The organism is Nocardioides hwasunensis (genome assembly GCF_014779665.1).
GTDB classification, from domain to species: domain Bacteria; phylum Actinomycetota; class Actinomycetes; order Propionibacteriales; family Nocardioidaceae; genus Nocardioides; species Nocardioides hwasunensis.
Genome location: NZ_JACXYY010000005.1, coordinates 194,651 through 221,567 on the forward strand (window position 1 = coordinate 194,651; position 26,917 = coordinate 221,567).

General features: G+C 72.8%; 27 protein-coding genes. 23 read left to right on the plus strand and 4 right to left on the minus strand.

Annotated elements, in window-relative coordinates; translation table 11 throughout:
• Positions 1-4: 4 nt before the first annotated feature.
• The 12 genes from IEZ25_RS13385 (at position 5) to IEZ25_RS13440 (ending at position 12,663) form a co-directional block, all read left to right on the plus strand.
• Complete coding sequence (locus IEZ25_RS13385; protein WP_191199938.1) at positions 5-1,090, plus strand: acyl-CoA dehydrogenase family protein; 1,086 nt, start codon at positions 5-7, stop codon at positions 1,088-1,090.
• A complete protein-coding gene (locus IEZ25_RS13390; protein ID WP_191199939.1) occupies positions 1,090-2,004 on the plus strand; it encodes a hydroxymethylglutaryl-CoA lyase in 915 nt (304 codons plus the stop codon). Before IEZ25_RS13385 ends, IEZ25_RS13390 begins: the two co-directional genes overlap by 1 nt.
• A gap of 41 nt (positions 2,005-2,045) precedes the next feature.
• Positions 2,046-2,900: a MaoC/PaaZ C-terminal domain-containing protein gene (locus tag IEZ25_RS22285; protein WP_191199940.1), complete on the plus strand. Its 855-nt coding sequence runs from the start codon at positions 2,046-2,048 to the stop codon at positions 2,898-2,900.
• Positions 2,901-3,090: 190 nt separating this feature from the next.
• Positions 3,091-4,266, plus strand: coding sequence for an ABC transporter substrate-binding protein (locus tag IEZ25_RS13400; protein ID WP_191199941.1), 1,176 nt, complete (start codon positions 3,091-3,093; stop codon positions 4,264-4,266).
• A 49-nt stretch (positions 4,267-4,315) separates the two neighbouring features.
• Positions 4,316-5,110 (plus strand): LLM class flavin-dependent oxidoreductase, encoded by a 795-nt coding sequence (locus IEZ25_RS13405; protein ID WP_191199942.1) that lies wholly within the window; start codon positions 4,316-4,318, stop codon positions 5,108-5,110.
• 5 nt (positions 5,111-5,115) lie between these two features.
• A complete protein-coding gene (locus IEZ25_RS13410) occupies positions 5,116-6,018 on the plus strand; it encodes an LLM class flavin-dependent oxidoreductase (RefSeq protein WP_191199943.1) in 903 nt (300 codons plus the stop codon).
• Entirely contained in the window at positions 6,015-7,226 is a 1,212-nt protein-coding gene (locus IEZ25_RS13415) for an acyl-CoA dehydrogenase family protein (RefSeq protein WP_191199944.1), read from the plus strand. The genes IEZ25_RS13410 and IEZ25_RS13415 overlap by 4 nt, the downstream gene beginning before the upstream one ends.
• Positions 7,223-8,278 carry an acyl-CoA dehydrogenase family protein gene (locus IEZ25_RS13420; protein WP_191199945.1) on the plus strand — a complete coding sequence of 352 codons (1,056 nt, stop codon included), beginning with the start codon at positions 7,223-7,225 and terminating at the stop codon, positions 8,276-8,278. The genes IEZ25_RS13415 and IEZ25_RS13420 overlap by 4 nt, the downstream gene beginning before the upstream one ends.
• Positions 8,275-9,834, plus strand: coding sequence for an AMP-binding protein (locus tag IEZ25_RS13425; protein WP_191199946.1), 1,560 nt, complete (start codon positions 8,275-8,277; stop codon positions 9,832-9,834). The genes IEZ25_RS13420 and IEZ25_RS13425 overlap by 4 nt, the downstream gene beginning before the upstream one ends.
• A gap of 10 nt (positions 9,835-9,844) precedes the next feature.
• The gene (locus IEZ25_RS22290) at positions 9,845-10,285 is read left to right on the plus strand and encodes a Zn-ribbon domain-containing OB-fold protein (protein WP_191199947.1); all 441 of its coding nucleotides are present in this window, start codon (positions 9,845-9,847) and stop codon (positions 10,283-10,285) included.
• Positions 10,282-11,448, plus strand: coding sequence for a thiolase C-terminal domain-containing protein (locus IEZ25_RS13435; RefSeq protein WP_191199948.1), 1,167 nt, complete (start codon positions 10,282-10,284; stop codon positions 11,446-11,448). Before IEZ25_RS22290 ends, IEZ25_RS13435 begins: the two co-directional genes overlap by 4 nt.
• A 30-nt stretch (positions 11,449-11,478) precedes the next feature.
• Positions 11,479-12,663: an ABC transporter substrate-binding protein gene (locus IEZ25_RS13440; RefSeq protein ID WP_191199949.1), complete on the plus strand. Its 1,185-nt coding sequence runs from the start codon at positions 11,479-11,481 to the stop codon at positions 12,661-12,663.
• Positions 12,664-12,670: 7 nt separating this feature from the next.
• Here IEZ25_RS13440 and IEZ25_RS13445 read toward each other — a convergent pair whose 3' ends face one another.
• The 4 genes from IEZ25_RS13445 to IEZ25_RS13460 are packed head-to-tail and all read right to left on the minus strand — an operon-like array spanning position 12,671 to position 15,803.
• Complete coding sequence (locus tag IEZ25_RS13445; RefSeq protein WP_191199950.1) at positions 12,671-13,534, minus strand: TIGR03620 family F420-dependent LLM class oxidoreductase; 864 nt, start codon at positions 13,532-13,534, stop codon at positions 12,671-12,673.
• A complete protein-coding gene (locus IEZ25_RS13450; protein WP_191199951.1) occupies positions 13,531-14,037 on the minus strand; it encodes a nuclear transport factor 2 family protein in 507 nt (168 codons plus the stop codon). The genes IEZ25_RS13445 and IEZ25_RS13450 overlap by 4 nt, the downstream gene beginning before the upstream one ends.
• Complete coding sequence (locus IEZ25_RS13455) at positions 14,034-14,516, minus strand: MaoC family dehydratase (protein WP_191199952.1); 483 nt, start codon at positions 14,514-14,516, stop codon at positions 14,034-14,036. The genes IEZ25_RS13450 and IEZ25_RS13455 overlap by 4 nt, the downstream gene beginning before the upstream one ends.
• 27 nt (positions 14,517-14,543) lie before the next feature.
• Positions 14,544-15,803: an acetyl-CoA hydrolase/transferase family protein gene (locus IEZ25_RS13460; RefSeq protein WP_191199953.1), complete on the minus strand. Its 1,260-nt coding sequence runs from the start codon at positions 15,801-15,803 to the stop codon at positions 14,544-14,546.
• Between the two features lie 121 nt (positions 15,804-15,924).
• On the opposite strand from IEZ25_RS13460, the gene IEZ25_RS13465 reads away from it, so the two are divergent.
• Genes IEZ25_RS13465 through IEZ25_RS13515 form a run of 11 tightly spaced genes read left to right on the plus strand, consistent with a single transcriptional unit; the run spans position 15,925 to position 26,843 of the window.
• The gene (locus IEZ25_RS13465; RefSeq protein WP_191199954.1) at positions 15,925-16,812 is read left to right on the plus strand and encodes a branched-chain amino acid ABC transporter permease; all 888 of its coding nucleotides are present in this window, start codon (positions 15,925-15,927) and stop codon (positions 16,810-16,812) included.
• A 38-nt stretch (positions 16,813-16,850) separates the two neighbouring features.
• Positions 16,851-17,762 carry a branched-chain amino acid ABC transporter permease gene (locus IEZ25_RS13470; RefSeq protein WP_191199955.1) on the plus strand — a complete coding sequence of 304 codons (912 nt, stop codon included), beginning with the start codon at positions 16,851-16,853 and terminating at the stop codon, positions 17,760-17,762.
• Complete coding sequence (locus tag IEZ25_RS13475; protein WP_318152218.1) at positions 17,759-18,604, plus strand: ABC transporter ATP-binding protein; 846 nt, start codon at positions 17,759-17,761, stop codon at positions 18,602-18,604. The genes IEZ25_RS13470 and IEZ25_RS13475 overlap by 4 nt, the downstream gene beginning before the upstream one ends.
• A complete protein-coding gene (locus IEZ25_RS13480) occupies positions 18,597-19,253 on the plus strand; it encodes an ABC transporter ATP-binding protein (RefSeq protein WP_318152219.1) in 657 nt (218 codons plus the stop codon). The genes IEZ25_RS13475 and IEZ25_RS13480 overlap by 8 nt, the downstream gene beginning before the upstream one ends.
• A 39-nt stretch (positions 19,254-19,292) precedes the next feature.
• A complete protein-coding gene (locus IEZ25_RS13485; RefSeq protein ID WP_191199956.1) occupies positions 19,293-20,216 on the plus strand; it encodes an SDR family NAD(P)-dependent oxidoreductase in 924 nt (307 codons plus the stop codon).
• Positions 20,209-21,378, plus strand: coding sequence for an acyl-CoA dehydrogenase family protein (locus IEZ25_RS13490; RefSeq protein ID WP_191199957.1), 1,170 nt, complete (start codon positions 20,209-20,211; stop codon positions 21,376-21,378). Before IEZ25_RS13485 ends, IEZ25_RS13490 begins: the two co-directional genes overlap by 8 nt.
• A gap of 24 nt (positions 21,379-21,402) precedes the next feature.
• A complete protein-coding gene (locus tag IEZ25_RS13495; protein ID WP_191199958.1) occupies positions 21,403-22,203 on the plus strand; it encodes an SDR family NAD(P)-dependent oxidoreductase in 801 nt (266 codons plus the stop codon).
• 17 nt (positions 22,204-22,220) lie between these two features.
• Positions 22,221-23,429: a thiolase family protein gene (locus IEZ25_RS13500; protein WP_191199959.1), complete on the plus strand. Its 1,209-nt coding sequence runs from the start codon at positions 22,221-22,223 to the stop codon at positions 23,427-23,429.
• Entirely contained in the window at positions 23,426-24,397 is a 972-nt protein-coding gene (locus IEZ25_RS13505) for an amidohydrolase family protein (protein WP_191199960.1), read from the plus strand. The genes IEZ25_RS13500 and IEZ25_RS13505 overlap by 4 nt, the downstream gene beginning before the upstream one ends.
• Positions 24,394-25,956: a class I adenylate-forming enzyme family protein gene (locus tag IEZ25_RS13510; RefSeq protein ID WP_191199961.1), complete on the plus strand. Its 1,563-nt coding sequence runs from the start codon at positions 24,394-24,396 to the stop codon at positions 25,954-25,956. The genes IEZ25_RS13505 and IEZ25_RS13510 overlap by 4 nt, the downstream gene beginning before the upstream one ends.
• A complete protein-coding gene (locus tag IEZ25_RS13515) occupies positions 25,953-26,843 on the plus strand; it encodes an LLM class F420-dependent oxidoreductase (RefSeq protein ID WP_191199962.1) in 891 nt (296 codons plus the stop codon). The genes IEZ25_RS13510 and IEZ25_RS13515 overlap by 4 nt, the downstream gene beginning before the upstream one ends.
• Positions 26,844-26,917: the final 74 nt, after the last annotated feature.

Here is a 26,917-nt window from a genome sequence, read left to right on the forward strand (position 1 = left end):
CGAGATGGTCGACTTCCAGCTGAGTCCCGAGCTGACCCCGCTGCTCGCACGGTTCCTCGCCGCGCGCAGCCCGGTGGACACCAGCCGCGCCGGCGGTGCTGCCCGCCCGCCGCTGTGGGAGGCACTGGTCGAGGAGGTCGGCGTCGCCGGCCTGCTCGTCCCCGAGGAGCTCGGCGGACAGGGCGCGGGCCTGCTCGAGCTCGGCGCGGCGGTCCACGAGCTGGGCGTGTGCGGCTGGTCGGGCCCGGTCGTCGCCACGGCGGGGGTCGCCGTGCACCTCCTCGGTGCGCTGGACCCCGACGACGCGACGGGTCTGCGGGCAGCGATCGCCGTCGAGGGCCGCGTGGTCGTGGCCGCGCTGCACGAGGACCCCGCCGGCTCCTCCGTCGCCACGACCCTCTCGTGGCGCGGTGACCGCCTCCGGGGCCGTCGCACGCTCGTCGACAGCGGCACGCACGCCGACACGTTCCTGGTCCCCGCGCTCGACGAGGACGACGTGCCGGTCCTGCTGCGCGTCGACGCGGGTGCGGATGGTGCCCGGGTCACGCCGATGGACGCGATGGACCCCGGGCGCGGGCTCGCCGACCTCGACCTCGACGACGTCGAGGCGGCGGTCGTCGTCGCCCGCGGGACCGACGTCACCGCCGCCCTCGAGGACGCGTGGCTCGTCGGCGCCCTGCTGGTGGCCGCCGACCTCGTCGGGACGTCGGCGCGCGTGCTCGACGTCGCGCGCGACTACGCCGTGGAGCGCGAGCAGTTCGGCCGCGCCGTGGCGAGCTTCCAGAGCGTGAAGCACAAGCTCGTCGACATGTACGCCGACCTCGAGACGTCGCGGAGCATGGTGCGTCAGGCCCTGCTCGACGCGGCCGCCGGGTCCGAGCGCTGGCGCCTGAGCGCCTCGGCCGCCAAGGTCCGCACCGGCGACGCCGGCGCGTTCGTGGTCCGTGAGGGGATCCAGGTCCACGGCGGGATCGGCTTCACCTGGGAGCACGAGATGTCGCACCACTTCCGGCGCGCGATGGCCCAGCGCGGGCTCTACGGGACGCCGACCGTGCACCGGCGCCTCGTCGCCGACAGGTCGGGCTTCTGATGAGCGACGTGCCGAGCCGCGTCGTCCTGCGCGAGGTCGGTCCCCGCGACGGTCTGCAGAACGAGGACGTCGTGCCGACCGCCGCCAAGGTCGAGCTGATCGACGCGCTCGGCGGCACCGGGCTGGTCGAGATCGAGGCGGTCTCGTGGGTCCACCCCCGGGCGATCCCGCAGATGGCGGACGCGGCCGAGGTGTGGCAGGCGGTCGACCAGCGTGAGCACGTGACGTACTCGGCCCTCGTGCCCAACCTCGTCGGTGCCCGACGCGCCCTCGCGGCCGGGTTCACCGAGCTCGAGGTGGTGGTCTCGGCCTCGCGCACCCACAACCTGCGCAACCTCAACCGCACCCCCGAGGAGTCGCTCGACCAGATCGCCGAGGTCGTCGCCGCCGCGCACGCGGCGGGGGCGAGGTGCCAGGTCATCGTCGCGACCGCCTTCGGCTGTCCCTACGAGGGGGAGGTCGACCCAGCGCGCGTCGTCGACCACGCGGTCCGCGCGATCGCCGACGGCGCCGACAGCATCTGCTTCGGGGACACCACGGGGATGGGCTCGCCACCGCGCGTGCGGCGTGTCGTCGGCGGGCTGCTCGAGCGCGAGCCCGACGTCGAGCTCGGCCTGCACTTCCACGACACGCGCGGCACCGGGATGGCCAACCTCGTCGCGGGGCTCGAGCTCGGCGTCACCCGCTTCGACGCCAGTGTGGGCGGGCTCGGTGGTTGTCCCTACGCCCCCGGCGCCAGCGGCAACATCGCGACCGAGGAAGCGGTCTACCTCCTCCACGAGCTCGGCGTGGAGACCGGCGTCGACCTCGACGCGCTCCTCGACGTGGCCCACGCCGCCAGCCGGATCGTCGGGCGCGAGCTGCCCTCGAGGCTGCTCAAGGCGGGCCCGCGCACCCGGCTGACCCCCCTCTGACCACTCGCCCACGCCCATCGAGACCGATCAGGAGACAAGCCGTGCCCCTCGATCCCACCGCCGTCGGAACCACCTCGCCCGAGTGGACCGTGACCTGGACCGACACCGAGTCCCTGCTCTACGCCCTCGCTGTCGGGGCCGGGCAGCAGGACCCGCTCGCCGAGCTCGCCCTCACCACCGAGAACACGACCGGCGTGGCCCAGCAGGTCGTGCCCAGCTTCGCCGTGGTCCTCGGCTTCGGGCAGGGCATGCCCGACATCGGCGACTACGACCCGACCCGCGCGGTCCACGCCGAGCAGCAGCTCGAGGTCGACGGGCCGGTGCCGCCGGCCGGCTCCGCCACGGTCAGCACGACCGTCACCGAGATGTGGGACAAGGGCCGCGACGCGATCGTGTGGACCGAGACGGTCCTGCGCGACGCCGACACCGGGGACCGCCTCGCGCTCTCGCGCACCGGCGCGTTCCTCGGCGGCGCGGGCGGCTTCGGCGGCGAGCGCGGCACGACCCGGGAGTGGAGCGCGCCGGACCGGGTCCCGGACCACCGCGTCGACTTCGCCACGCGTCCCGAGCAGGCCCTGCTCTACCGCCTGACCGGTGACCGCAACCCGCTGCACGCGGACCCCGCCTTCGCCGCCCGCGGCGGGTTCGAGCGCCCGATCCTCCACGGCATGTGCACCTACGGCTACGCCGCCCGGCTGCTCGTGCACGCCGTCTGCGAGAGCGACGCGAGCCGGCTGGCGGGCATGGAGGGACGCTTCACCCGTCCTGTCCTGCCGGGGGACGCGCTCGCGCTGCACGTGTGGCGCACCAGCGACGACGAGGCGGCCTTCCGCGTCGTCGATGCCGACGGCCACCCCGTCATCGACCGCGGTCGCGCGTTCGTCCGGACCGCCTGACGCGTCTCCGGCCCGCGGGATCACGGATCGGCGAGCGGCTCGCGCCGGCCACGACCCGGCGCGACCAGTCGGGCCGAAAGCGTGCCTGCGGACCATTGCGTGACGCCGGTCACTATGCGATTATCAAGTGCTTGCTTCACTTGTATCAAGCGCTTGCTTCAGACGGAGCAGCTCCAGAAAGGGTCAGCCAGTGCTTCTCACCAACAGTTCTCTGCGCGCCAAGGCGATCGTCGCGGCCACGGCCGCCGCGCTCGTCGCACTCTCGGGTTGCGGCTCCTCCGACGGCGGGAGCGGTGGTGGCGACGACAGCTACCTCGTCGGCTTCCCCGCCCTGACCTCCGGTCCCGCGGCCTTCGCGGGCGTGCCGATCACCGAGGGCGCCAAGCTCGCCGTCAAGGAGATCAACGACTCCGACTACCTCGGTGACGGCGCCACGATCGAGCTCAAGATCGACGACATCAAGGGCGACCCCGCCCAGGCGATCGCGCTCTACAAGCAGTACGCCGCCGACGGCGCGTCCGGCGTCATCTGCTGCGGGCTCTCCTCCGAGGCAGGCGCCCTCGCGCCCGTCATCGAGGCCACCAAGGTGCCCGCCATCGTCTCCTCCGCGATCCTGGCCGGCCTCGCGAACCCGCCCTACGTCTACCGCCCGGTCGTGCTGCCCGCCGACTCCGGCGGCATCTACGACCAGTTCGTCGACACCGTCGTCCCGGCCGAGGACATCAAGGAGGTCGTCATGGTCGTGACCTCCGACAACGACGGCATGGTCGGCGACGCGGAGGTCTGGAAGGCAGCGCTGGAGCGCAACGGCGTCGAGGTGGTCAAGACGATCAACACCGCGTCCACCGACACCAACTACACGCAGGCGGCGACCGAGATCGCCTCGCTCGACCCCGACGCGGTCGTGGAGAGCATGCTGGGCACGCCTGCTGCCCTCATGGCCCGCTCGTTGCGCGAGCGCGGTTTCGACAAGCGGATCCTCACCAGCTACGGCGTGGACTCCAAGGACCTCTTCGACGCCTCGGGCGGCGGTCTGGCCGGAGCCCTGTTCGCCGTGCCGTTCCAGGCCGGCTTCACCGACAACGAGATGGCGACCAAGTTCACCGAGGCCTACCAGGGCGAGTACGACGCCGAGCCCGACATGTACGGCGCCCAGGGTTACACCGCCATGTGGCTGATGGCGACCGCCATCAAGGAGGCCGGCAGCAAGGACCCCGCCGACGTCGCCAAGGCCCTCGAGTCGATCACCGAGCAGGACTCGGTCTACGGGCCGCTGACCTACGAGGGCGGTCAGGCCAGCCTCAACGCCCCCGGCAGCTACCTCGAGTGGACCGAGGACGGCACCTTGTCGGAGTGGCAGGGCTGATCCTGCCGCACCAGACGCACCGACAGCACCCCAGCACGTAGGAGGATCGATGGAGCACGGCCTGGCCAGCAGCTTCCGCGCCGACGGCGACGGTCTGCCCGACCGGATCGCCGAGGCAGCGCGCGCGGCCGAGGACGCGGGTCTCGCGTCCTGGTGGTCGCTCGGCGAGCGGGAGGCCGCGCTCCATCGATCGCTCGACCCGGTGCTGGGGCTGCAGTGCGTGGCCCGGGTCACCGACCGCATCCGGCTCGGCCACTCCGGTGAGCTGGCCGCCGTGCAGCCGGCGGCGGTGCGGGCCAAGCAGCTCGCCTCGCTCGACTGGTTCGCCGGTGGGCGGCTCGAGCTCGGGCTCGACCTCGGTGAGCCGCCCGAGGACCTGGTGGATCCCGCCGCCCCCGAGGCGGACCACCTCGACCGCGCCCTCGACCGGGTGCTGGCGATGCGGTCGCTGTGGACGCAGCGCCGCGCCGAGCACACCGGAGCCCACGTGTCCTTCACCGGCGTCAGCGCGCTGCCGCGGCCCGTGGGCGACCGGGTGCCCCGCACCCACCTGCGTGCCCTCGGCACGGAGGCGCTGCGCCGGGTCGTCGACCAGGTTGGCGCCCCCCACGGCTGGCTCGCGTGGCGCGAGACCCCCGAGCAGGTGGGGGCCGGCGCCGCCAGGCTCGCCTCGGTGCTCGGCGACGCCGCGGACGGCGTACGCCTGACCTGGTTCGTCGATCTCGCCGACCTCGCCGACGCGCGAGCCGCCCTGTCGGGCATGTCGGCCCGGGTGGACGAGCTGGTGGCGGTCGTGGACCGCGTGCCGACAGCCGACGACATCGACCGGGTGGTGCAGGCATGACGCCGATGACGAACGGAGACGGTGTGGAGATCGGTCTCGTCGACCTCTTCGACGGCGGCGTGCGGCGCGACCCGGCCTTCATGGCCACCTTCGCGCGCACGGCCGAGCAGCTGGGCTTCTCGGGCATCTGGGTCCCCGAGCACCTGATGTTCTTCGACCACTACGAGTCGGCGTACCCGTATCCCAACCACCCCTCCGCCGACGACCCCGACAAGCTCGAGTCGCACAACAAGACGGTGGGCGACAAGGCGCAGGTCGAGGCGGCCGAGGACCAGGGCCTGCTCGACGTCCAGCAGACCGCCGCCGAGCTGTGCGCCGCCACGACCCGCCTGCGCGTGGGCGCCTCGGTGATGATCCTGCCGGTCCGCAACATGCGCACGCTCCACCGCGAGCTGCAGAGCCTGGCCGAGCTCACCGGTGGCCGCTTCGACCTCGGTGTCGGGGTCGGCTGGTCCTCGGAGGAGGTCACCGCCTGCGAGAGCGACTTCCGCACCCGCGGTCGTCGCTGCACCGACTACCTCGCCGACCTCGCCGGTGGCTGGGGCTCGGCCGTGTCCGGCGTCGACCGCCCCGCACCGCGCACCCTCATCGCCGGCCACTCGCCCGCCGCGCTCAAGCGGGCCGCGAGCGTCGGGACCGGCTGGTACCCCTACAACCTGACGATCTCGGAGTTCACCGAGCACCACGCGACCTACACCCGCCTGCTCGAGGACAACGGTCGCGACCGGGCCGACCAGCACGCGGTCGCCGGCGTCCGCTACACCGGTGACCTCGCCGGGCTGCGCCAGTTCGTGGACCGCTACGCCGAGGCCGGCGCCGACGGGGTGAACATCTCGCTCCGGCTGGGCGACGACGACTACGCCGAGACGATGGCCGAGGTCTCCGACATCCTGGGGCTGGCCCGATGAGCGACCACCTGGCCACGCAGGACGACGTGGACGCCTTCCGGGCCGAGGTGCGCGCCTGGCTCGCCGAGCACGTGCCCGCCGAGCCGCTGCCGGCGTGGACCTCCCGCGAGGGCTTCGACCTGCACCGCGCGTGGGAGCGCACGCTCTTCGACGGCGGCTGGGCGGCCGTCGACTGGCCGCGCGAGTACGGCGGTCGCGACGCCGGCCTGCGCCGCTCCATCGCCTTCGCCGAGGAGTACTACCGCGCCGGCGCCCCGGAGCGCATCAACATGGGCGGGCTCTACCTCCTGGGCCCGGTGCTCATGCAGCACGGCACCCCCGAGCAGTGCGCGCGCTGGATCCCCGACGTGCTCTCGTGCCGCACCATCTGGTGCCAGGGCTTCAGCGAGCCCGGCTCCGGGTCCGACCTGGCCTCGCTCAGCACCCGCGCGGATCTCGACGGCGACCACTTCGTGGTCAACGGGCAGAAGATCTGGACCTCGATGGGTGCCTTCGCGGACTGGATCTTCGCGCTCGTGCGCACCGACCGCGAGGCCGGCCGCGCGCGCAAGCACGACGGCATCACCTTCTTGTGCATCGACCTGCGCTCGCCCGGCGTGGAGGTCCGGCCCCTGGCGATGGTCGACGGCACCGAGGGCTTCGCCGAGGTCTACTTCACCGACGTCCGGGTGCCGGTCACCCAGGTGGTCGGCGAGGTCGGCCAGGGGTGGCGCGTGGCGATGTCGACGCTCGGCTTCGAGCGCGGTGCCGTCTTCGGCGACCACGCCAAGTTCTCCGCCGACGTCGACGCGCTGGCCTCGGTGGTCGAGCACCGGGGCCTGGCCGACGACACCCAGGCGCTCGACGAGCTCGGCCGGGTGCTGGTGGAGACCGAGGTCTACCGCGCCAACGTCTACCGCCTCGCCGCGCTCGCCGAGGCCGGTGGCAACCTCGACAGCACCGCCAGCATCAACAAGGTCTTCTGGACCCAGATGCAGCACGACATCTTCGACACGGGCCTGCGCCTCATGCAGGAGGACGCCGCGGTCGTCGGCGATCCCGCGGCGCTCGGCGACGCCCCGCCCGGTACCCGCCGTGCGTGGGCCGACTGGCACCACCGCTACTGGTACGCACGCGCCGCGATGATCTTCGGCGGGACCAACGAGATCCAGCGCAACATCATCAGCGAGCGCGTGCTCGGACTTCCCCTGGAGCCGCGACCCTCATGACCGCCACCTCGATCATCCCCCCGGGCGCAGCCGACGAGGACCGGCGCGAGCTGGTCCGGCTCACCACCGACCTGCTGGGCCGGCACAGCGGCACCGAGCACCTGCGCGAGCGGCTCGACGCGGGGCAGGCCCACGACCCGCGGCTGTGGGCGCGACTCGCGGAGGCCGGTCTGGTGTCCGCGCTGGTCCCCGAGGAGCACGGCGGCGCGGGTCTCGATCCCTCCTACGTCTCCGGCGTGCTCCACGAGCTCGGCCGGCACGCGACCCCCGAGCCCTTCCTCGAGACGGCCGTCGTCGCGGTCACGCTGCTCGCCGGCAGCACCGACACGGCGTACGCCGGTCCCTGGCTCGAGCGCATCACCGCTGGCGAGGTGCTCGTCGCGGTGCGCCTCGGCGGACTCACGCCCCACGTGGTGCACGCCGCCGACGCCGACCTGCTCCTCGACGTGGCCGACGACGGGACGGTGCGCGCTCACGACGCCTCCGACCTGGAGGTGCAGGAGCTCGCGGCCCTCGACGCGCTGCGCCCGCTGGCCCTGGTGCGTCCCGGCACCGACGGGGTGCTGCTCGCGGTGCCGCCCGCCGTCGTCGAGCGGGCCCGACTCCTCGCCGTCGCCGGCGCCGCCTGCCTGCTGGCGGGCGCCACCCGCGCCCTGCTGGACCAGACGGTCGACTACGTCACGGTCCGCCACCAGTTCGGTCGACCGGTCGGGTCGTTCCAGGCCGTGAAGCACGCGGCCGCCGACATGGCCGTGATGAGCGAGATGACCACCTCGGCGGCGTTGGGCGCGCTCGACGCCGTCGAGGTCTCCACGCCGGAGGACGCCCGCCGCCGCGCCTGGGCGGCCAAGGCGTACGCCGGTGACGCGGCCGCCCGCGCCAACGTGTCCGCGCTGCAGCTGCACGGTGGCATCGGCTTCACCTGGGAGTACCACCTGCACCTGTGGCTGAAGCGGGTGATGTCGCTCGCCGCGTCCTACGGCACCACCTCGGCGCTGCGGCGCGAGCTGGCGCGGGAGCTGGTGGACCGGCAGCGGGAGCGACGCGGATGACCGGGGTCGCGACCGAGGACCTCGGGTTCTGGCGCCTGGCCGCCGCCGACCCGGACGCGCCCGCGGTGGTGGCTGCCGACGGCAGCCGCACCACTCGTGGCGAGCTGCTCGCCCAGGCCAACTCACTGGCGAGGCTGCTGCGCGGGCTCGGGCTCGAGCGCGGCGACCGGGTCGTCGGCGTGGTGTCCAACGAGCCGGCGACCCTCGCCCTGGTGCTGGCCTGCCAGCAGGCCGGCGCCTACTACGTCCCGGTCAACACCTCGCTCACGCGCGAGGAGACGGCCTACATCGTCACCGACAGCGCACCCGTCGCGGTCATCACCTCGGTGCCGCACGCCGAGATGGTCGCCGGTGCCCTGGACACCATCGACCACCCGCCCGAGCGCCGCCTCGCCCTCGGCGACGCGCCCGGATTCCGCGACGCGCTGGCGCTCGCGGCCGACCTCGACGACGGTCCGATCGAGGACCGGTCGCCCGGGTCCTACCTGGGCTACACCTCCGGCACGACGGGGCGGCCCAAGGGCGTGCTGCGTCGGCTCGCCGAGGGCGATCCCGACGACGTGTTCGCTGCGGGCGCGCGCTGGCAGCTCGGCATGTTCGACATCGAGCCGCTCGACGACGGCGTGCACCTGGTGACCAGCCCGTTGAGCCACACGGCCGTCAGCGGGCTCGCAGTGACCTCGCTCCACTACGGCCACGCGGTCGTGCTGATGGATCGCTTCGACGCCGAGGGCGTGCTGCGCACGGTGCAGGACGAGCGGGTCACGACCACGCACATGGTGCCGACCCAGCTGCACCGACTGCTGCGGCTGCCGGAGGAGGTGCGCGGGGCGTACGACGTCTCGAGCATGCGCAACCTCGTGCACGGCGCCGGCCCGTGCCCGGAAGCGGTCAAGCGTGCGGTCATCGACTGGTTCGGACCGGTGGTGCTGGAGTACTACGGCGCCACCGAGGCGGCCGGCACCCGCATCACGAGCCGCGAGTGGCTCGAGCGGCCGGGCAGCGTCGGGCGGCCCCAGCCGGGGGCAGAGGTGCGGATCCTCGACGCGGACGGCGAGCAGGTGCCCCCCGGAACCTCCGGGACGGTCTACCTGCGGATGGGCGCGCACGCCTTCGAGTACCGCGGTGACGCAGCCAAGACCGACGCCGGGCGACGCGGCGACTTCGTCACGGTCGGCGACCTCGGGCGGCTCGACGAGGACGGCTACCTCTTCCTGCTGGGCCGCACGTCCGAGGTGATCGTCACGGGCGGCGTCAACGTCTATCCCGCCGAGGTCGAGGCCGCGATCCTCGAGCACCCGGAGGTCCAGGACGTCGGCGTGATCGGCGTGGCGGACCCCGAGTGGGGCGACTGCGTGACCGCCGTCGTGCAGGTCGCCGACGACTCGCGGCTGGCGCGCGACCCCGTCGCCGCCGGCACCGAGCTCGACGACTTCCTGCGCACGCGCCTCGCGCGCTTCAAGGTCCCTCGCTCGTGGTGCTTCGTGCCGGTGCTGCCGCGCGGCGCCAACGGCAAGCTCCGCAAGCACCTCCTGCCCGACCTCCTCCCGAAGTGAGCCGCCCACTGTGACACCCGCACCCGAGACACCCGACCAGCCCGGCGCGACCGCGGCCAGGCCGGTCCCCGTGCCGACGCCCGACACCCGCGAGTGGTGGGCGCGCATCGACCAGGAGGAGCTGACGGTGCCGCACTGCCGCGCCTGCGACCACTTCTTCCTCTTCCCGCGCAGCGCCTGCCCCGCGTGCGCGTCCCGCGAGGTCGAGCTGGTGCCGGCCGCGGGCACCGGCACGGTCGCGTCCTTCGTGGTCAACCACCGCGCCCCCGCCGGCTTCACCGCTCCCTACGTGCTGGCGCTGGTGCAGCTGGCCGAGGGCCCCCTGCTGATGGGCAACGTGGCCACCGACGCCCCCGACGACCTGGTGCTGGACGCGCCGGTCCGCGTGGGCTTCGAGGCCCGCGGCGAGCACCGCGTCGTGCGCTTCGACCTGGTGGAGGCCGGCGCATGAGCCGCGACCGGGCCCTGCGCGGGGCCGTCGCCATCGTCGGTGCCGCCGAGAGCACCGACCTCGGCAAGGTGCCGGACAAGTCGGCGCTCGAGCTGCACGCCGACGCCGCCCTCAACGCCCTCGCCGACGCCGGCCTCACCCCGCGCGACGTCGACGGGGTGGCGTGCGCCGGCGAGATGCCCGTCGACGTCGCCGACTACCTCGGCATCGTCCCGCACTACCTCGACGGCACCAACGTCGGCGGGTCGTCGTACATGCTGCACGTGCGGCACGCGATGGCGGCGATCGCGTCCGGGCTGTGCGACACGGTGCTGGTCACCCACGGCGAGTCCGGTCGCTCGCGGGTCGGCATGGTGCCGTGGGCACCGGCGCCGCAGTCGATGATGGCCCAGCTCGAGGTGCCCTACGGCCCGGTCGGGGCTCCCTCGCTGTTCCCGATCGGCGTGCGCCGCTACATGGAGACCTACGGGATGACCCGCGAGCAGCTCGCGATGGTGCCCGTCGTGCAGCGCGAGTGGGCGGCGATGAACCCCCGGGCCAGGCTCCGCGACCCCATCACCGTGGCGGACGTGCTCGCCTCGCCCGTCATCGCCGACCCCGTGCACCTGCTGCACTGCTGCCTGGTGACCGACGGCGGTGGGGCCCTCGTGCTCACCTCGGCCGAGCGGGCAGCGACCCTCGACCTGCCCGCGCCCCCGGTCTACGTCCTCGGAGCGGGGGAGTCGAGCGAGTCGTCGGTCGTCTCCGGGCTGGAGTCGCTGACCTCCTCGCGCGCCATCCGGCTCGGCGGGGAGCGGGCACTCGCGCAGTCCGGGCTGGGACACGCCGACGTCGACCACCTGATGATCTACGACGCCTTCGCGCACGTGCCGCTCTACGGCCTGGAGGACCTCGGGTTCGTGGGCCGGGGAGAGGCGCCGGCCTTCGTCGCCGACGGCAACACCGCACCCGGTGGCAGCCTGCCGATGAACACCAACGGCGGCGGCCTGGCCTACACCCACACCGGGATGTACGGGATGTTCGCCATCCAGGAGTCCGTGCGTCAGGTCCGCGGCACCGCGCCCGCGCAGGTCGACGGCGTCGACGTCAGCGTCTGCACCGGGGTCGGCGGCATGTTCATGAGCTCGGGCACCCTCGTCCTCGGCAGTGCGGACACCCTCTGACCCGTCCACCCCCTCCCGTCAGGAGATCCGATGTCCTCCACCACCCAGGCCCGTCCTGTCCGCCGGTCGGCACGCGCGAGCCTCACCGCGCTCGTCCTCGGTGCCGCGCTCGCAGGCTGCGGGTCGGACGAGCAGGGAGCAGGCGGCGAGGGCACGACGTACCGCGTCGGTGCGCCGATCGTGCAGTCCGGCCCCGGTGCCTTCGCGGGCGAGCCGGTGGCCCACGGCATCGAGCTGGCCGTGCAGGAGATCAACGACTCCGGCTTCCTCGGCGACGGCTCGACCATCGAGCTCGAGGTCATCGACACCGCCGGGGACCCGGCCAAGGCGATCGCCGGCTTCAAGCAGCTCGAGGCCGACCGGGTCGCAGGCATCCTGTGCTGCACCCTCGGCGGCGAGGCCGGTGCGCTGGCCCCCGTCCTCGCGACGGGCGACGTCCCGGCGGTCGTCACGGTGTCCATCCTCGACTCCCTCGCTGACCCGCCCCACCTCTTTCGGCCCTTCGAGGTGCCCTCGGCCGCCGGCGGCACCTACGACGAGTTCCTCGACGCCGTGCTCGGTGGCAGCGACCTCGAGCGCGCGGTGATGGTGGTCAACAACGACAACGACGCGATGGTGCAGGACGCCGCGGTGTACGCCGCCGGGCTCGAGCGCAACGACGTGGACCTGCGCGACACCGTCCAGGTCGCCACCGCCGAGACGTCGTTCACCTCCGTCGCCACGCAGGTGGTCGCCGACGACCCCGACGTGGTGGTCGCGAGCACCATCGGCTCCAGCACGGCGGGGCTGGCCCGCGCCCTGCGCGAGCGCGGCTGGGACGGCCCCATCGTGTCCAACGTCGGTGCCGACAGCGCAGCCGCGTACGACGCCTCGGGCGGTGCGATGGCCGGCACGATCTTCCCCACGCCCTACCACGCGAGCATCGCGCGCAACGAGATGGCGGCGGACTTCGCCGAGGCCTACGAGGCTGCGCACGGAAGCGCTCCGGACATGTTCGCCGCACAGGGCTACACCGCCATGTGGCTGCTCGCCGCCGGCATCCGCGACGCCGGCAGCGACGACCCCGCCGACGTCGGCGCGGCGCTCGCGGACATCGCCGAGCAGGACAGCGTCTACGGCACGATCGCCTACGCCGACGGTCAGGCAGAGGTGCAGGAGCCGGCCCACCACCTGGTCTGGGGCGAGGACGGCACTGTCTCGGAGTGGAGTCCCTGACCGCTCCTCAGCCGAGCTCCGCGAGCACGGCCGAGAGGTCCTCGACCGGCACCGCCCGCCCGGTCGTGAGGGCCTGCACGCAGACGTGGTCGGCTCCGGCGGCGAGGTGCTCGCGCAGTCGGCCCGCCACGGCGGCGGGTGAGCCCCACGCGACCATCGAGTCGACGAGCCGGTCCGAGCCGCCGTCCGCGACGTCGTCGGCGGTGAAGCCGAGACGTCGCCAGCTCGAGACGTAGTTGGGCTGGCGCAGGTACATCGCGAGGTGTCCGCGCGCGGCCTCCCGTGCGAGGGACGGGTCGGTCTCGAGGAGCACCATCTGGGTCGGGGCCAGGAAGGCACCGCCCCCGAGCCCGACGCGCGCGCGTGCCGTGTGCCGGGCGGTGGTGAGGTAGGGGTGGGCGCCGAGGCTGTGGTCCCTCGCCAGCTCCACCATCCTCGGGCCCAGCGCCGCGAGCACGCGGTTGCCCCGGCCGACCTCCGGGACCCCGGTGCGGTCCAGGCCGGTGAGGTGCTCACGCATCCGCGACAGCGGGCGGGCGTAGCGCCCGGGGTCCTCGCGGTCGACGAGGGCCGGGTGGCTCACGCCGAGCCCCAGCAGGAAGCGTGCGGGGTCCGACAGCCCCGCGACCCGTCGCGCGACGTCGGCCGGCTCCATGGTCCAGATGCTGAGGATCCCGGTGGCCACCGTGCACGCCTCGGTCGCCTGCAGCAGGTCGTCGGCGCGGTCGAAGGGGTCGTCGAGGCCGCCGGTCATCCAGAGCGCCGTGCTGCCGGCCGCCTCGAGCGTCGCGGCCGCCGCCTGGACGTCGTCGCGCTCACCGAACCGCAGGGCGGTCGACCACACGCCCCAGCGCCCGGTCGGCAGGGTCACGACCGGGCCGCCGCGGGGGAGGGGCCGGCGCTGAGCACCGATCCGTGCGCCAGGTCGGCGGTCCAGGAGCCGAAGCGCCAGCCGGCCGGCGTACGCACGAAGTCACCGAGGTAGGACCCGACGACGACGTGCGCCTCGTCGGAGCGCCGGTAGTAGGCCACCGCCTTGAAGCGTCCGGACGCGCGATCGCCCTCGACGTCGATCTCGCTGTTGGTGAACGTGTGCAGGATCCACGGCATCGACGTGCGGAGCCGGACCAGCTGCTCGCGGATCTCGGCGTGACCGCGGCACGGCGGGCGGGCGGCGTTGATGTCGTAGGTGCCGTCAGGCACCCAGAGGTCGACGAGCGCGTCGACGTCCTCGTGGCTCGGGCCGCGCCAGCCACCGTCGCAGAGGGAGTGGTAGCGGGCGGCGAGGGCCTCGATCTCCCGGACGTCCTCCAGCTCGCGCACCCGGGCGGACAGGTGCTCGAGGAGCTTTGTCGACGACGCCGGGACGCTCACAGGGCCGGTTCGTCGTCGGGCCGGAACCGCACCAGCGCGGTGCGGACGGCCCTGCACACCAGGACGCCGTCCTGGTTCAGGCCCCGGTGCTCGAGGGTGACGATGCCCTGGCCCGGGCGCGACCTCGACGCACGCTTCGGACCGATCTCGGTCTCGCAGTAGAGCGTGTCGCCGATGAAGACGGGCGCGGGGAACGAGATCTCCTGGAAGCCGAGGTTGGCGATCGTCGTCTTCTGGGTCAGGTCGGGGACGCCGATGCTGCACACGATGCTCATCGTCAGCAGGCTGTTGACCAGCCGCTGGCCGAACTCCGACTCCGCCGACTTCACCGCGTCCAGGTGCAGCGTCTGGGTGTTGAGGGTGATCGAGCAGAACAGCACGTTGTCGGCCTCGGTGACGGTGCGTCCGGGCTCGTGCTTGAACACGTCGCCGCTCACCATCTCCTCGTAGTAGCGCCCGCGTCGGGTGTGGACTGTCATGGAGCCTCCAGGGTTCTCGTGGCTGGGTCAGCTGCGTGCCGGGAGCGCGAGTGCGTCCCGGTGGTCGGGGTGCGCCACGGCGGCCAGCGCCTCTGCGCGCTCGTGGACCGTGCGCCCGCGCAGCCAGGCCACGCCGTGCTCGGTGACCACGGCGTCGGGGGTGTGCCGGCCGAGGGTCACCACCGGGCTGCCCAGCTGCGGGACGATCCGGCTGCGGGTCCCGTCGGGGGTCGTCGACGCGAGCGCGACCACGCTGAGGCCGCCGGGGGAGCCGAAGCCCGCCTCGACGAAGTCCACGCTGCCGCCGATGCCGGAGACCTGCCGGGTGCCGACGAGCTCGGAGCCGACCTGGCCCCAGAGGTCGACCTCGATCGCGGAGTTGACGCTCACCAGGCCCGGGAGCGAGGCGAGGACGCGCGGGTCGTGGGCGTGCCGGCTGTCACGGACCTCGACCCGGGGGTCGTCGTCGGCGAACCGCATCAGCCGGTCGGTGCCCATGAGCTCGGCCGCCGAGACCGCGGCGGGCCCCTCGGCCAGCACGCCCTGCTCGGCGAGGTCGACCATCGCGTCGTTGCCCATCCCGACGAAGCGCACGTCGGTGGCGCCGGCGTCGGCGAGGAACGAGGTGAGCGCCTCGGGCACCGCGCCGAGCCCTAGCTGGAGGACCGGCGCGTCGGGCAGCAACCCCACGACGTGGGCGGCGACGCGGTCGCTGGTCTCGTCACGTGCGGCGGCCGGGAAGCTGCACGCCGGCTCCTCCGCCTCGACCAGGGCGCTGAGCTGCGAGACGTGCACGCGGGTGTCACCGTGGGTCACCGGGACCCGTACGTCGACCTCGGCGAGGACGACCCGGGCCCGCGCGAGCGCGTGGCAGACGTAGCTCGCCGACGGGCCGAGGCTGCACCAGCCCTCCGGATCCGGGGGTGAGACCCGGACGAGCGCGGCGTCGGTGCCCCACAGGTCGAGCAGGCCCGGGACGGCGGAGGCGCGGGCGGGCACGTAGTCGACCTGGCCCGGGCGCAGGGCGGCTCGCGCCGGCCCGAAGGGGTGCCAGGTGCGGTAGGACAGCTGCCCCTGCGCCGCGGCCTCGAGGAAGGGGTACGCGCCGAGCTGCAGCCCCGAGAAGACGGTGGGGTGACCCAGCACGTCGGCGTCGCGGCCGAGCGCGCGCAGCAGGGTCTCGGGAGTCCCGCAGCCGGGCGCCGCGACGACGTTCGTGCCATGCGGCAGCAGCCGGATCGCGGCGGCGGGCGACACGGTCGGCGGGTGGGTGGCGGACGACGTCATCGCGCCGACGGTAGTGTCGGGAAAGATGTAAAGCAAGTGCTTGATTGGTGTTGACAGCCGCTTTTGTGATGTGGGTTACTTGGTCGTCAAGCGAGCGCTTGATTCATCACAGGAGGTCGACGTGCAACTGCTGGCCCAGCAACTGGTCAACGGAGTGGCGCTCGGCTCGATCTACGCCCTCTTCGCGGTCGGCTTCGCGCTGATCCTGGCCAAGATGGGCATCCTCAACGTCGCCCACGGCACCTTCGCCACCGGCGGGGCGCTGGCGTCGTACTGGCTGGTCTTCGAGCACGGCTTCAGCTTCTGGGTCGCGCTCGCGGTCGGCGTGGTCTTCGCGGGCGCGCTGGGCGTGCTCGCCGACCTCGTCGCCTTCGAGCCGCTGCGCCGCCGCAACGCCGGTGTCTTCGCGCCGATCATCGCGAGCATCGGGGTCTGGATCGTGCTGCTGACGCTGGCCGAGGCCTTCGCCGGCCCCTCCGCCGTCAGCTACCCGGCGGGCTCCGTGCCGAGCGAGCCGCTGCGCTTCGCCGGCCTGATCGTGCTTCCGGCCCAGGTGATCAGCCTCGTCGCCCTCGTCGTCGTGGTCACCGCGGTGCACCTGCTGCTGACCCGCACCCGGTTCGGTGCCGCGGTGCGCGCCGTGGCCGTCGACACCCGCTCGGCCACGATCGTCGGCGTCAACTCCCGCAACGTCCTGATCGCGGTGGCCTTCATGGCGGCCGCGATCGCCGGGCTCGCCGGCGTCCTGGGTGCCCTGTCGGACAACAACGTGTCGGCGACGATCGGCGAGGCGCTGCTGCTCAAGGGCTTCGCGGCCGTCGTGGTCGGTGGCTACGGCGACATCCGCGGCGCGGCCCTGGTGGGCGTGGCCATCGGCGTGCTCGAGGTGATGAGCTCGCAGTACATCTCCTCCGGCTTCCGCGACGCCATCACCTTCGGCGTCCTGCTCGTGGTCCTCGTCCTGCGGCCCCAGGGGCTGTTCGGCGAACGCCAGCTCGTCCGAGCCTGACACCCCGCCCCTGCCCCAGCCCTGAGAGGAGACGACCCGTGAGCACCACCGCCCTGCTGACCACGCTGCAGTTCGCCGGCGTCAACGCGCTCTTCGCGCTCGCGATCTACGCGTCGCTGTGGACCGGCGTGCTGAGCCTGGCGCCGGTGTTCTTCGGTGCCGTCAGCGCCTTCACCTTCGGCTACGTCGCCGGGACGCTGGGCCTCTCGCCCGCTCTGGCGCTCGTGGTGGGCCTCGTGCTCGGCGCGGCGCTCGGTGCCGTCACCGCCGCGCTCATCATCCGCCTCGACAGCCACTACCTGGCGATGGCCACCATCGCGATGGTGCTGATCGGCCGGGTGCTCATCATCAACCTCGTCGAGTACACCGGCGGTCCCTCCGGCACCCTCGTGCCCGGCGAGCTCGGCACCTGGCTCTGGCTCATCGGCTCGCTGGTGGTCGCCGGCTACGTGATGTCACGCCTGTCCGGCTCGCGCTTCGGCCTCGCCGCCGACGCGGTGCGCGAGGACCCCGCGGTGGCCCAGACCCTGGCCATCTCCCCACGCCGGATCCAGTTCGTCGGCTTCGTGATCTCGGGCGCCCTCGGCGGCACCGCGGGCGTCTTCCAGGCCAGCTTCCTGCAGTACATCGGCCCGGACACCTTCTACACCCACCTCGGCTTCGTCACCCTCGCCGCCGTCGTGCTCGGCGGTGCCTTCCACTGGGCCGGTCCGATCGTGGGAGCCATCGTCTTCACGATCCTGCCCGAGCTGCTGCGCGAGCCGATGGGCGAGTACGACCGCGTCGTCACCGGGGTCGCGCTCATCCTGATCATCATCTACATGCCGCGCGGACTGGTCGACGTGCGTCGTCTCCGGCTGCTGCGCACCCGCGGTCGGCGTCGGACGCCGGCGGACGAGGATCCCTCGCGGACCGGCTCGACGCCGGCGACGGTGGAGGTGGCACCGTGAGCGGCACCAGCGAGCCGGCAGCGACCGCGACCGCGGTCGACATCAGCCACCTGACCAAGTCCTTCGGTGGCCTCACCGCGGTCGACGACGTCACCGTGCGCGTGCCCGAGGGTCAGATCCACGGCATCCTGGGGCCCAACGGGGCCGGCAAGACGACCGTGCTCAACATGGTCAGCGGCTTCATCGTCCCGGACAGCGGATCGATCCAGGTCTTCGGCGAGGACCTGACCGGGGCCAAGCCGTTCCACGTCGCGCAGCGCGGCGTCGCCCGGACCTACCAGAACATCCGGCTCTTCGCCGGCATGACGGTGCTCGAGACGGTGAGCGCGGGCGCCTACGCCCAGCGGTCGTCGACGATCCTCGGTGCGCTCGCCCTGAGCCCGAGCGAGCGCCGCGAGCGCCGCGAGGTGCGCGAGCGCGCCGCGGCCCTGGTCGAGCAGGTCGGCGTCCGCGCCGACCACGACGCCCTGGCCGAGACGCTCTCCTACGGCGACCAGAGGCGGGTGGAGATCGCTCGCGCGCTCGCCACCGACCCCCAGGTGCTGCTGCTCGACGAGCCGACCGCGGGGATGAACGACGCGGAGAGCGACCAGGTCGGCCAGCTGCTCCTCGGGCTGCGTGAGGCGGGGCTCACCCTCATCCTCATCGAGCACAACATGCGACTCGTCGAGGAGTTCTGCGAGTCGGTCACGGTGATGAACTCCGGTGCGGTGCTCGCGCAGGGCGCGCCCACCTGGTGCCTGGAGCAGGACGACGTGAAGGAGGCCTACTTTGGCAAGCGATCCGATGCTGCACGTGTCGCGACTCTGCGCCGCGCACGGCGCAGTCCAGGCGGTGCGTGAGGTCGACCTCGAGGTCCCCGCGGGGGACCTGGTCGCCCTGATCGGCGCCAACGGGGCCGGCAAGACGACCACGCTGCACGCGATCGCCGGCCTGCACAAGCCGGCCAGCGGCTCCGTGCGGGTCGGTGGGCGCGACATCACGGGCTGGCCGTGCCACAAGGTGGTGCGCTCCGGTGTGGCGATGGTCGCCGAGGGGCGCCGCATCGCGCCGCCCCTGACCGTGCACGAGAACCTCGAGCTCGCGGTCTACTCCGGCCGGACGACCAAGCAGCAGCAGAAGGACGGCCTGGCGCGGGTCTACGACCTCTTCCCCCGGCTCGCCGACCGCCGCGACCAGCTGGCGGCGTCGATGAGCGGCGGCGAGCAGCAGATGCTGGCCTTCGGTCGCGCGTTGATGACCCGTCCCGACGTCCTGCTCCTCGACGAGCCGTCGATGGGCCTGGCACCCAGCATCGTCGACGTGCTCTTCGAGACCATCACGACCCTGCACGAGTCGGGCGCGACCATCCTGCTCGTCGAGCAGAACGCCGAGCTGGCACTCGCGGTGAGCGACCACGTCTACGTGATGCAGCGCGGCCGGATCGTCTCGCACGGCGACCCCGACGAGATGCGCAGCGAGCCCGAGGTCATGACCGCGCTCTTCGGCTGAGCCCGAGCAGCGTGTCGACGAACTACCAGAGGAGTACGAGTGAGTGAGATCAGGCTCGACGGCCGCGTGGCCGTCGTGACAGGTGCCGGGCGTGGCCTGGGGCGCGAGCACGCCCTGCTGATGGGGCGCCGCGGCGCCCAGGTCGTGGTCAACGACCTCGGCGGCTCCCTCGACGGCGAGGGCGGTGCAGGCACCCCGGCCGAGCAGGTGGTCGAGGAGATCCGCGCCGCAGGCGGCACGGCCGTCGCGGACGCGACCGACATCAGCACCCCTGAGGGCGCCGCCGCCATCGTGGACCTGGCCGTGCAGACCTGGGGCCGCATCGACGTCGTGGTCAACAACGCGGGCATCCTGCGCGACAAGTCCTTCGCCAAGATGACCGCCGACGAGGTCGACCCGGTCCTCGCGGTCCACCTCGGCAGCACCATCTGGATGTCGAAGGCCGCCTGGCCGCACATGGTCGAGCAGGGCTTCGGTCGCATCGTCAACACCACGTCGGCGGCCGGGCTGTTCGGCAACTTCGGCCAGGCCAACTACGCCGCCGCCAAGGCCGGCATCGTCGGTGTCACCAAGACCCTCGCGATCGAGGGTGCCCGCCACGGCATCCAGGTCAACGCCATCGAGCCGGGCGCGCGCACCCGGATGACCGAGAAGCTCCTCGGCGACCTCGCCGACAGCCTCGACCCGTCCCTCGTCGCACCGCTGGCGCTCTGGCTGGCCTCCGCCGAGTGCGAGTCGAGCGGCGAGGTCTACAACGTCGGCGGCGGCCGGGTGGCCCGCGTCGTCGTGGCCGAGACGCCCGGCTTCTTCTCCCGGACCCTGTCCGCGGAGGACGTCCGCGAGCACTGGGACGAGATCAACGACCCCGACCGTGCCGTGGTGATGACCACCTTCCAGCAGGAGATGGGCGTGCTGATGGAGATGCTCTCCGCCGAGGAGCCCGCAGGGGTGGGACGTGCCTGAGCTGCGCGACCCCGACCACGAGCTGATCGCGAAGACCCTCCGGGCGCGGTTGGCCGACTTCGACGACGACTACTGGTCGGCCTGCGACCAGGAGCACCGCTTCCCCTGGGACTTCTTCGACGCGATGGCCAAGGACGGCTGGGTCGGACTGGCCATCCCCGAGGAGTACGGCGGCGGGGGCCGCGGCGTCACCGAGGCGGCGATCCTGCTGCGCGAGGTCGCCGCGAGCGGGGCGGCCATGAACGGCTGCACGGCGCTGCACATGAACGTCTTCGGGCTCCAGCCGGTCATCAAGTACGGCAACGACCGGCTCAAGGACACCTTCCTCCCGCAGGCGGCCGCCGGTGAGCTGCACGTCGCCTTCGCCGTGACCGAGCCCGACGCCGGCACCGACACCTCGCAGATCAAGACCCGGGCCGTGCGCCACGGCGACGGCTGGCGCATCTCGGGCCAGAAGATCTGGACCAGCAAGGCGCTGGAGTCCTCCGTCGCGCTCATGCTCGCCCGCACGGCGCCGGCCCCCGACGACGGCCCCGGCCGGTTCGAGGGACTCAGCCTGTTCCTCGTCGACCTCGACCCCGACCACGTCGACATCCGCCCGATCCCGAAGGCCGGTCGCAACGCGGTCGCGACCTGCGAGACGTTCTACGACGACCTCCCGGTCGAGTCGTGGCGTCTGGTCGGTGAGGAGGGCAAGGGCTTCAAGCACATCCTCTCCGGGCTCAACCCCGAGCGGATCCTCATCGCCGCGGAGGCCACCGGCATCGGCCAGGCGGCGCTGCGACGCGCAGGCGACTACGCCAAGGTGCGCCAGGTCTTCGACAAGCCGATCGGCAGCAACCAGGCCATCAGTCACCCGCTCGCCGACGCCTACGCCCGCCTCGAGGCGGCCTGGGAGCTGACGATGGTGGCGGCCGGTCGCTACGACGCGGGCCTGTCCTGCGGGGCGGAGGCCAACATGGCCAAGTACCTCGCCGCCGACGCCGGCTACCAGGCCGCGGACCGGGCGGTGCAGACCTTCGGCGGGCTGGGCTACGCCACCGAGTGCCACGTCGAGCGCTACTGGCGCGAGGCGCGCATCATGCGGCTGGCGCCGATCAGCCAGGAGATGTCGCTCAACTTCATCGCGCAGCAGGTGCTCGGCCTGCCGCGCAGCTACTGAGCGACGGGACGGGGGAGTCGACGGATGAGACGTCTCGAGGGCCGGGTGGCCTACGTGCTGGGTGGCGGCAGCGACGGACCGGTGCGTGCCGGCGAGAGCCTGCCCATGGGCAACGGCCGTGCGATCGCGCTCCGGCTGGCCGAGGAGGGCGCCACGGTCGTGGTCGGCGACCTCCACCTCGACCGCGCGCAGGCCACGGTGGAGCACCTGGCCACCCCCGGCCTCGCCGTCCAGGTCGACGCGGCCGACCCCGGTTCGTGCCGGGATGCGGTCGCCGCGGTGCTGGCCCACGCCGGACGCCTCGACGTCGTGGTGTGCAACGTCGGCATCTCGGGGCGCGAGCCGCTCAAGGTCCAGTCCCTCGACGACTGGGCCCTCGCAGACGCCGTCAACGTGCGCTCCCACTGGCTCACCGCCCAGGCCGCCCTCGAGCCGATGCTCGAGCAGGGTCGCGGGTCCTTCGTCTTCGTCGGCTCGACGGCCGGGGTCTACAGCAGCCGACGCTCGCTGTCCTACGAGGCGACCAAGGCCGCCCAGCTCGGCGTCATGCGGCACGTGGCCGTGCGCTACGCCGCTCGCGGGATCCGCGCCAACGCCGTGGTGCTGGGCAACATCGACTCCGCCCTGGTCCGCCGCGAGTTCGGCGACGCCGGGGCCGAGGCCCGCGGGTCCGTCGTGCCGATGGCGCGGCAGGGCCGGCCCGAGGAGGCCGCCGGCGCGGTCGCCTTCCTCGTCAGCGACGACGCCGGCTACGTCACCGGCCAGAGCCTCCTCGTCGACGGCGGCGTCAGCGCCGCCTGGCCCACGCCGTCGGCCATCTCGTGAGCATCCAGGAGAACACCATGAGCACCCAGCAGACCTCCGGCCCGAGCGGCCCCGCCGTCATCAGCGGCGTGGGGATGAGCCCGTTCGGCAAGTTCCTCGACACCTCGATGAAGGACCTCGGCCGGGTGGCGGTCGAGGCGGCGCTCGCCGACGCCGGCATCGTGGTCGGCGACGTGCAGGCGATGGTGTTCTCCAACGCCCTGGCCGGGCTGATCACCGGGCAGGAGTGCATCCGCGGCGAGGTCGTGGGCTATCCCCTCGGCCTGGCCGGCATCCCGATCCACAACGTGGAGAACGCCTGCGCCTCGGGCGGCAACGCGCTGCACCTGGCCTGGATGATGGTCTCGTCCGGCATGTACGACACGGTGCTCGCGCTCGGCGTGGAGAAGGCCAACCACGTCGACCGGGCTCGCACCTTCGCGGCCTACGGCGCCGGGATGGACGTCGAGCAGGGCTTCTCCACCGGCGACGGTGCCGGACAGGAGCGCAGTCCCTTCGTGGACCGGCAGGCCCGGCTCGCATCGACCCTCTTCGACGACCGCGGCGTCACGATGGAGGGCCTGGCCCGGGTCACCTCGCGCTCGCTGCAGGCGGCCGTCCACAACCCGTACGCCCACCGGCGCTTCGGTGGCACCCCGCAGGACGTGCTCGACGCCCGCGTGGTGGTCGAGCCCCTGACGGTCCTGATGAGCTCCCCGGTCAGCGACGGCGCCGCCGCGGTGGTCGTGACCAGCCGTCCCGAGGCGCTCGCCGCGCGGCGCTCCGTCGACATCCTGGCCTCGCGGATGGCGACCCGGCCGCCGCAGGACCAGCCCGACGCACGCAACGCGGTCGAGGCGAGCGCCCACGCGGCCTACGAGCAGGCGGGTCTCGGCCCCGAGGACATGGATCTCGCCGAGGTCCACGATGCGTCGGTGGCCTACGAGCTGATGGCGTGGACCGACACCGGCCTGTGCGCACCGGGCGAGGAGCAGCGGTGGGCGATGGAGGGGGTCACCGAGGCCGGCGGACCGATGCCGGTCAACCGCTCCGGCGGGCTCGTCGGTCGCGGACACGCGCTCGGGGCGAGCGGGCTGGCCCAGGTCCACGACGTCGTGGGACAGCTGCGCGGCGAAGCCGGAGAGCTCCAGCTCGACGACCCCCGACTCGGGCTCGTCCAGATCGGCGGTGGCGTCGTCGACTGGCTCACCGCCGCCTCGTCCGTGCACATCCTGGGCCGCCGATGAGCGGGGAGAGGGTGATCGACGCCCACATGCACGTGTGGGACGCGAGCTGGCTGCCGGAGGGCCTGCGCCGCGCGTGGGCCCGCCAGGGCGCCGGGCGTCGTCTGCCCGAGCGCTGTCCCGACGAGGTGCTCGGCCGCGTCGCGATCGGCCAGAGCGACCCGGGCGGCGAGCTGACCATCGCCGCCTTCGACCGGGCCGGGGTGGAGTCCGGCATCGTGCCGGTCGTCGACTGGACGATCGTCGGGGAGCCGGTGGGCGAGCACCTGCCGATCCGCGAGCTCAACGCCCGCTACGAGGAGCTCGCCTCGACCCACGAGGGGAGGCTGTTCTTCTGCGCGGGCCTCGACCCCCGGCACCCCGACGCCAAGGAGATCTTCGAGGTCGCCGCCGGCCTGGCCCACTGCCGGGGCTTCAAGCTCTACCCCGCGGCCGGGTGGGACCTGCGCGACCCTGCCCACACCTGGCTCTTCGAGGCACTGATCGAGCGCGACCTGCCGGCAGTGGTGCACACCAGCCCCCTCGGAGGTGACCCGCTGCAGGTGATCCGCTGCCGTCCGGCCGAGCTGGCGGCGCTGTCGGCCCTCCACCCGACGCTCAAGGTCAGCTACGCACACGCCGGCGTCGAGGCGTGGTGGACCGAGGCCCTCGACTGCGCCACCGGCTGGCAGCACGCCTACCTCGAGCTGTCGCTGTGGCAGCGCGTGGCGTTCGACGACTACGCCGAGTTCCGCCGGCGCGTCCGCAGGATGCGCGACCAGGTCGGGGCACACCGGCTGATCTTCGGCTCCGACATCATCCGGGGCCCCCGTCACGATCCCGAGGGGGCGGAGCTGGTGCGGTGGATCGGCATGGTGCGCGACCTGGCCGCGCCGCACGCCGGTGACCCCGCCGTGCTGTCCCCCGACGAGCTCGACCTCTTCCTCTCGGGCAACGCGACGCGACTCTTCGACCTGAAGGAGCCTTCATGAGCCAGACCCTCGGCGAGCTCTTCGCCAACGCCGGTCACCGTTTCGCCGGCAACGTCGCCATCGTCGCGCACGGTCGGCAACGCACCTTCGCCGAGGTGGTCGAGCGTGGGTGGCGGCTCGCGCACGCGCTGCGCGAGCGGGGCCTCGCGCCCGGCGACAAGGTCGCCGCCATGCTCGGCAACCGGGTGGAGTCGTTCGAGGTCTACGTCGGCCTCGCCCTCGGCGGCTACACGGCCGTCCACGTCAACGACCGGCTCACCGCGACCGAGGTCGACTACGTGCTCTCCGACTCGGGTGCGCGGGCCCTCGTGCACACCGACGGGGCCTCGGGCGTCGCGGCTCAGCTCGCGCTGGCGCCCGGCCTGGCGGCGTGGTTCGCGATCGTCGACGACGCGGCACCGAGTGGCGCGGAGTCGTTCGACGAGGCACTGGCCGTCGCCGACTCCTCGCCGATGCCGTTCGGTGACGACGACGAGGCGATCGCCCTAATCGGGTACACCAGCGGCACCACCGGGTTCCCCAAGGGCGTGCTGGTCAGCCACCGCGCCGTGGTCGGCTGCGTCAAGCTGGTGCCGTACGCCTACCGGCTCCCGCTGCAGGGCCACGCCGCGTTCCCCGGTGGCTGGTCGTTCGTCTCGGGGCTGTGGGGCGTGATCTTCCCGCACTTCTACACCGGCGGCACCGTGTCGTTCATCCCCGGCGCGACGCCGGAGGAGTGGGGGCGCCACATGGTGGAGAACGGCTCGACCTTCACCCTGGGGCTGACCCCCCTAATCCCCGGCCTCATGGCCGCGCTGCAGGCGCACCCGCAGGCGCTCGACACGCTCCAGTCCGTGCTCCACTCCGGCGGCCCGCTGCCGGCCGAGCTGGCCGAGGGCCTCGTCGAGCTGATCGGTGACCGGCTCGTGGAGACGTACGGCATGACCGAGGTGGTCGGGCCGATCACCATCACGAACCGCACCGACTGGCGCGGCCTGGGCCGCGCGCGCAACATCTTCGAGTCCGTGGGACGCCCGCTGCCGACCTCCTCGATGCGGGTCGTCGACGCCGACGGTGCCAGTCTGCCCGACGGCGAGGTGGGCGAGCTGGTCATCGCCGCCGACACGATGTTCTCCGGCTACCACGGCCAACCCGACAAGACCGCGGCAGCGCTCCGTGACGGCGAGTACTTCACCGGCGACCTCGGCTACCGCGACGAGGCCGGCTACTTCTACCTCACCGGCCGCGCACAGGACCTCATCATCAGCGGCGGCGCCAACGTCTATCCCGCCGAGGTCGAGCGTGTCCTGCTCCTCATGGACGAGGTCGCCGACGCAGCGGTCTTCGGGCTGCCCGACGACCGCTGGGGCGAGGCCGTCTCGGCCGCCGTCGTCGTGGCGCCGGGGGCGTCGCTGACCGAGGACGCGGTGCGCACCTTCGCCCGTGGACAGCTCGCCGGCTACAAGAAGCCGGTGCACGTCTTCCTGGTCGACGCCCTCCCGCGCAACGCGAGCATGAAGGTGATGAAGCACGTCCTCAAGGACCAGATCGTCGATGCACACCAAGGAGTCCAGGCATGAAGCACAAGCTCGGCATCAGTGAGCTCTTCCCCGGTTCGGGCGCCCGCAGCGGCCGCTGGTCGATGGATGCGGCCCAGCTCATCGAGGAGCTCGGCTACGACGGCGTCTGGCTGCCCGAGCACGTCGTGTTCTTCCCCGAGTACCGCTCGCAGTACCCCTACGAGAGCGGCGGCGCCAAGGAGGTCCACAAGACCCTGGGCGTGCACGACCCGCTGGTCCTGGCCGGCTCGATCGCGGCCGCGACCACCACCTTGCGCATCGGCACCTACGTCTTCGTCGTCCCGCAGCGCAACCCGATCGTCACCGCCCGCCAGGTCGCCAGCGTCGACCAGCTCAGCGGCGGACGCTTCCAGTTCGGGGTGGGCGTGGGCTGGTCGGAGGAGGAGTACGCCGCCCTCGACGTCCCGTTCGAGCGCCGCGGCGAGCGGATGAACGACTACCTCGCCGCCATCCGCGCGCTCTGGTCTGAGGAGGAGATCAGCCAGCACGACGGCGAGTTCGTCTCCTTCGAGCCGCTCTACTGCTTCCCCAAGCCGGCGCAGCCGCGGCTGCCGATCATCGTCGGCGGCAACAGCCGCGCGACCCTCGAGCGGATCGTCGCCTTCGGCGACGGCTGGGCCGGTTACAGCCGCACCCACGAGGACATCAAGGTGTTCATCGACCGGCTCGAGCCGATGATGGCCGCCGCCGGTCGCGACATGTCCGAGCTGTCCCTCAAGGTCGGTCGTCGCAGCAAGGGAGCGACCGAGAAGGACTGGGAGGACGACCGGGCCTACATCGAGGAGGCCCTGCGGATCGGGATCGACGAGGTCGTCGTGTCCCCGCGCATCGGCGACGAGCACTACGAGCGGGACATGCGTCGCTACGCCGAGATCGTCGGCGGCTGACCGGACGCCCGCACCGCTTCCCCCCGGCCCGGGGTGTGAGGTACGGTGAATGTGTAGCAAGCGCTTGATTGATA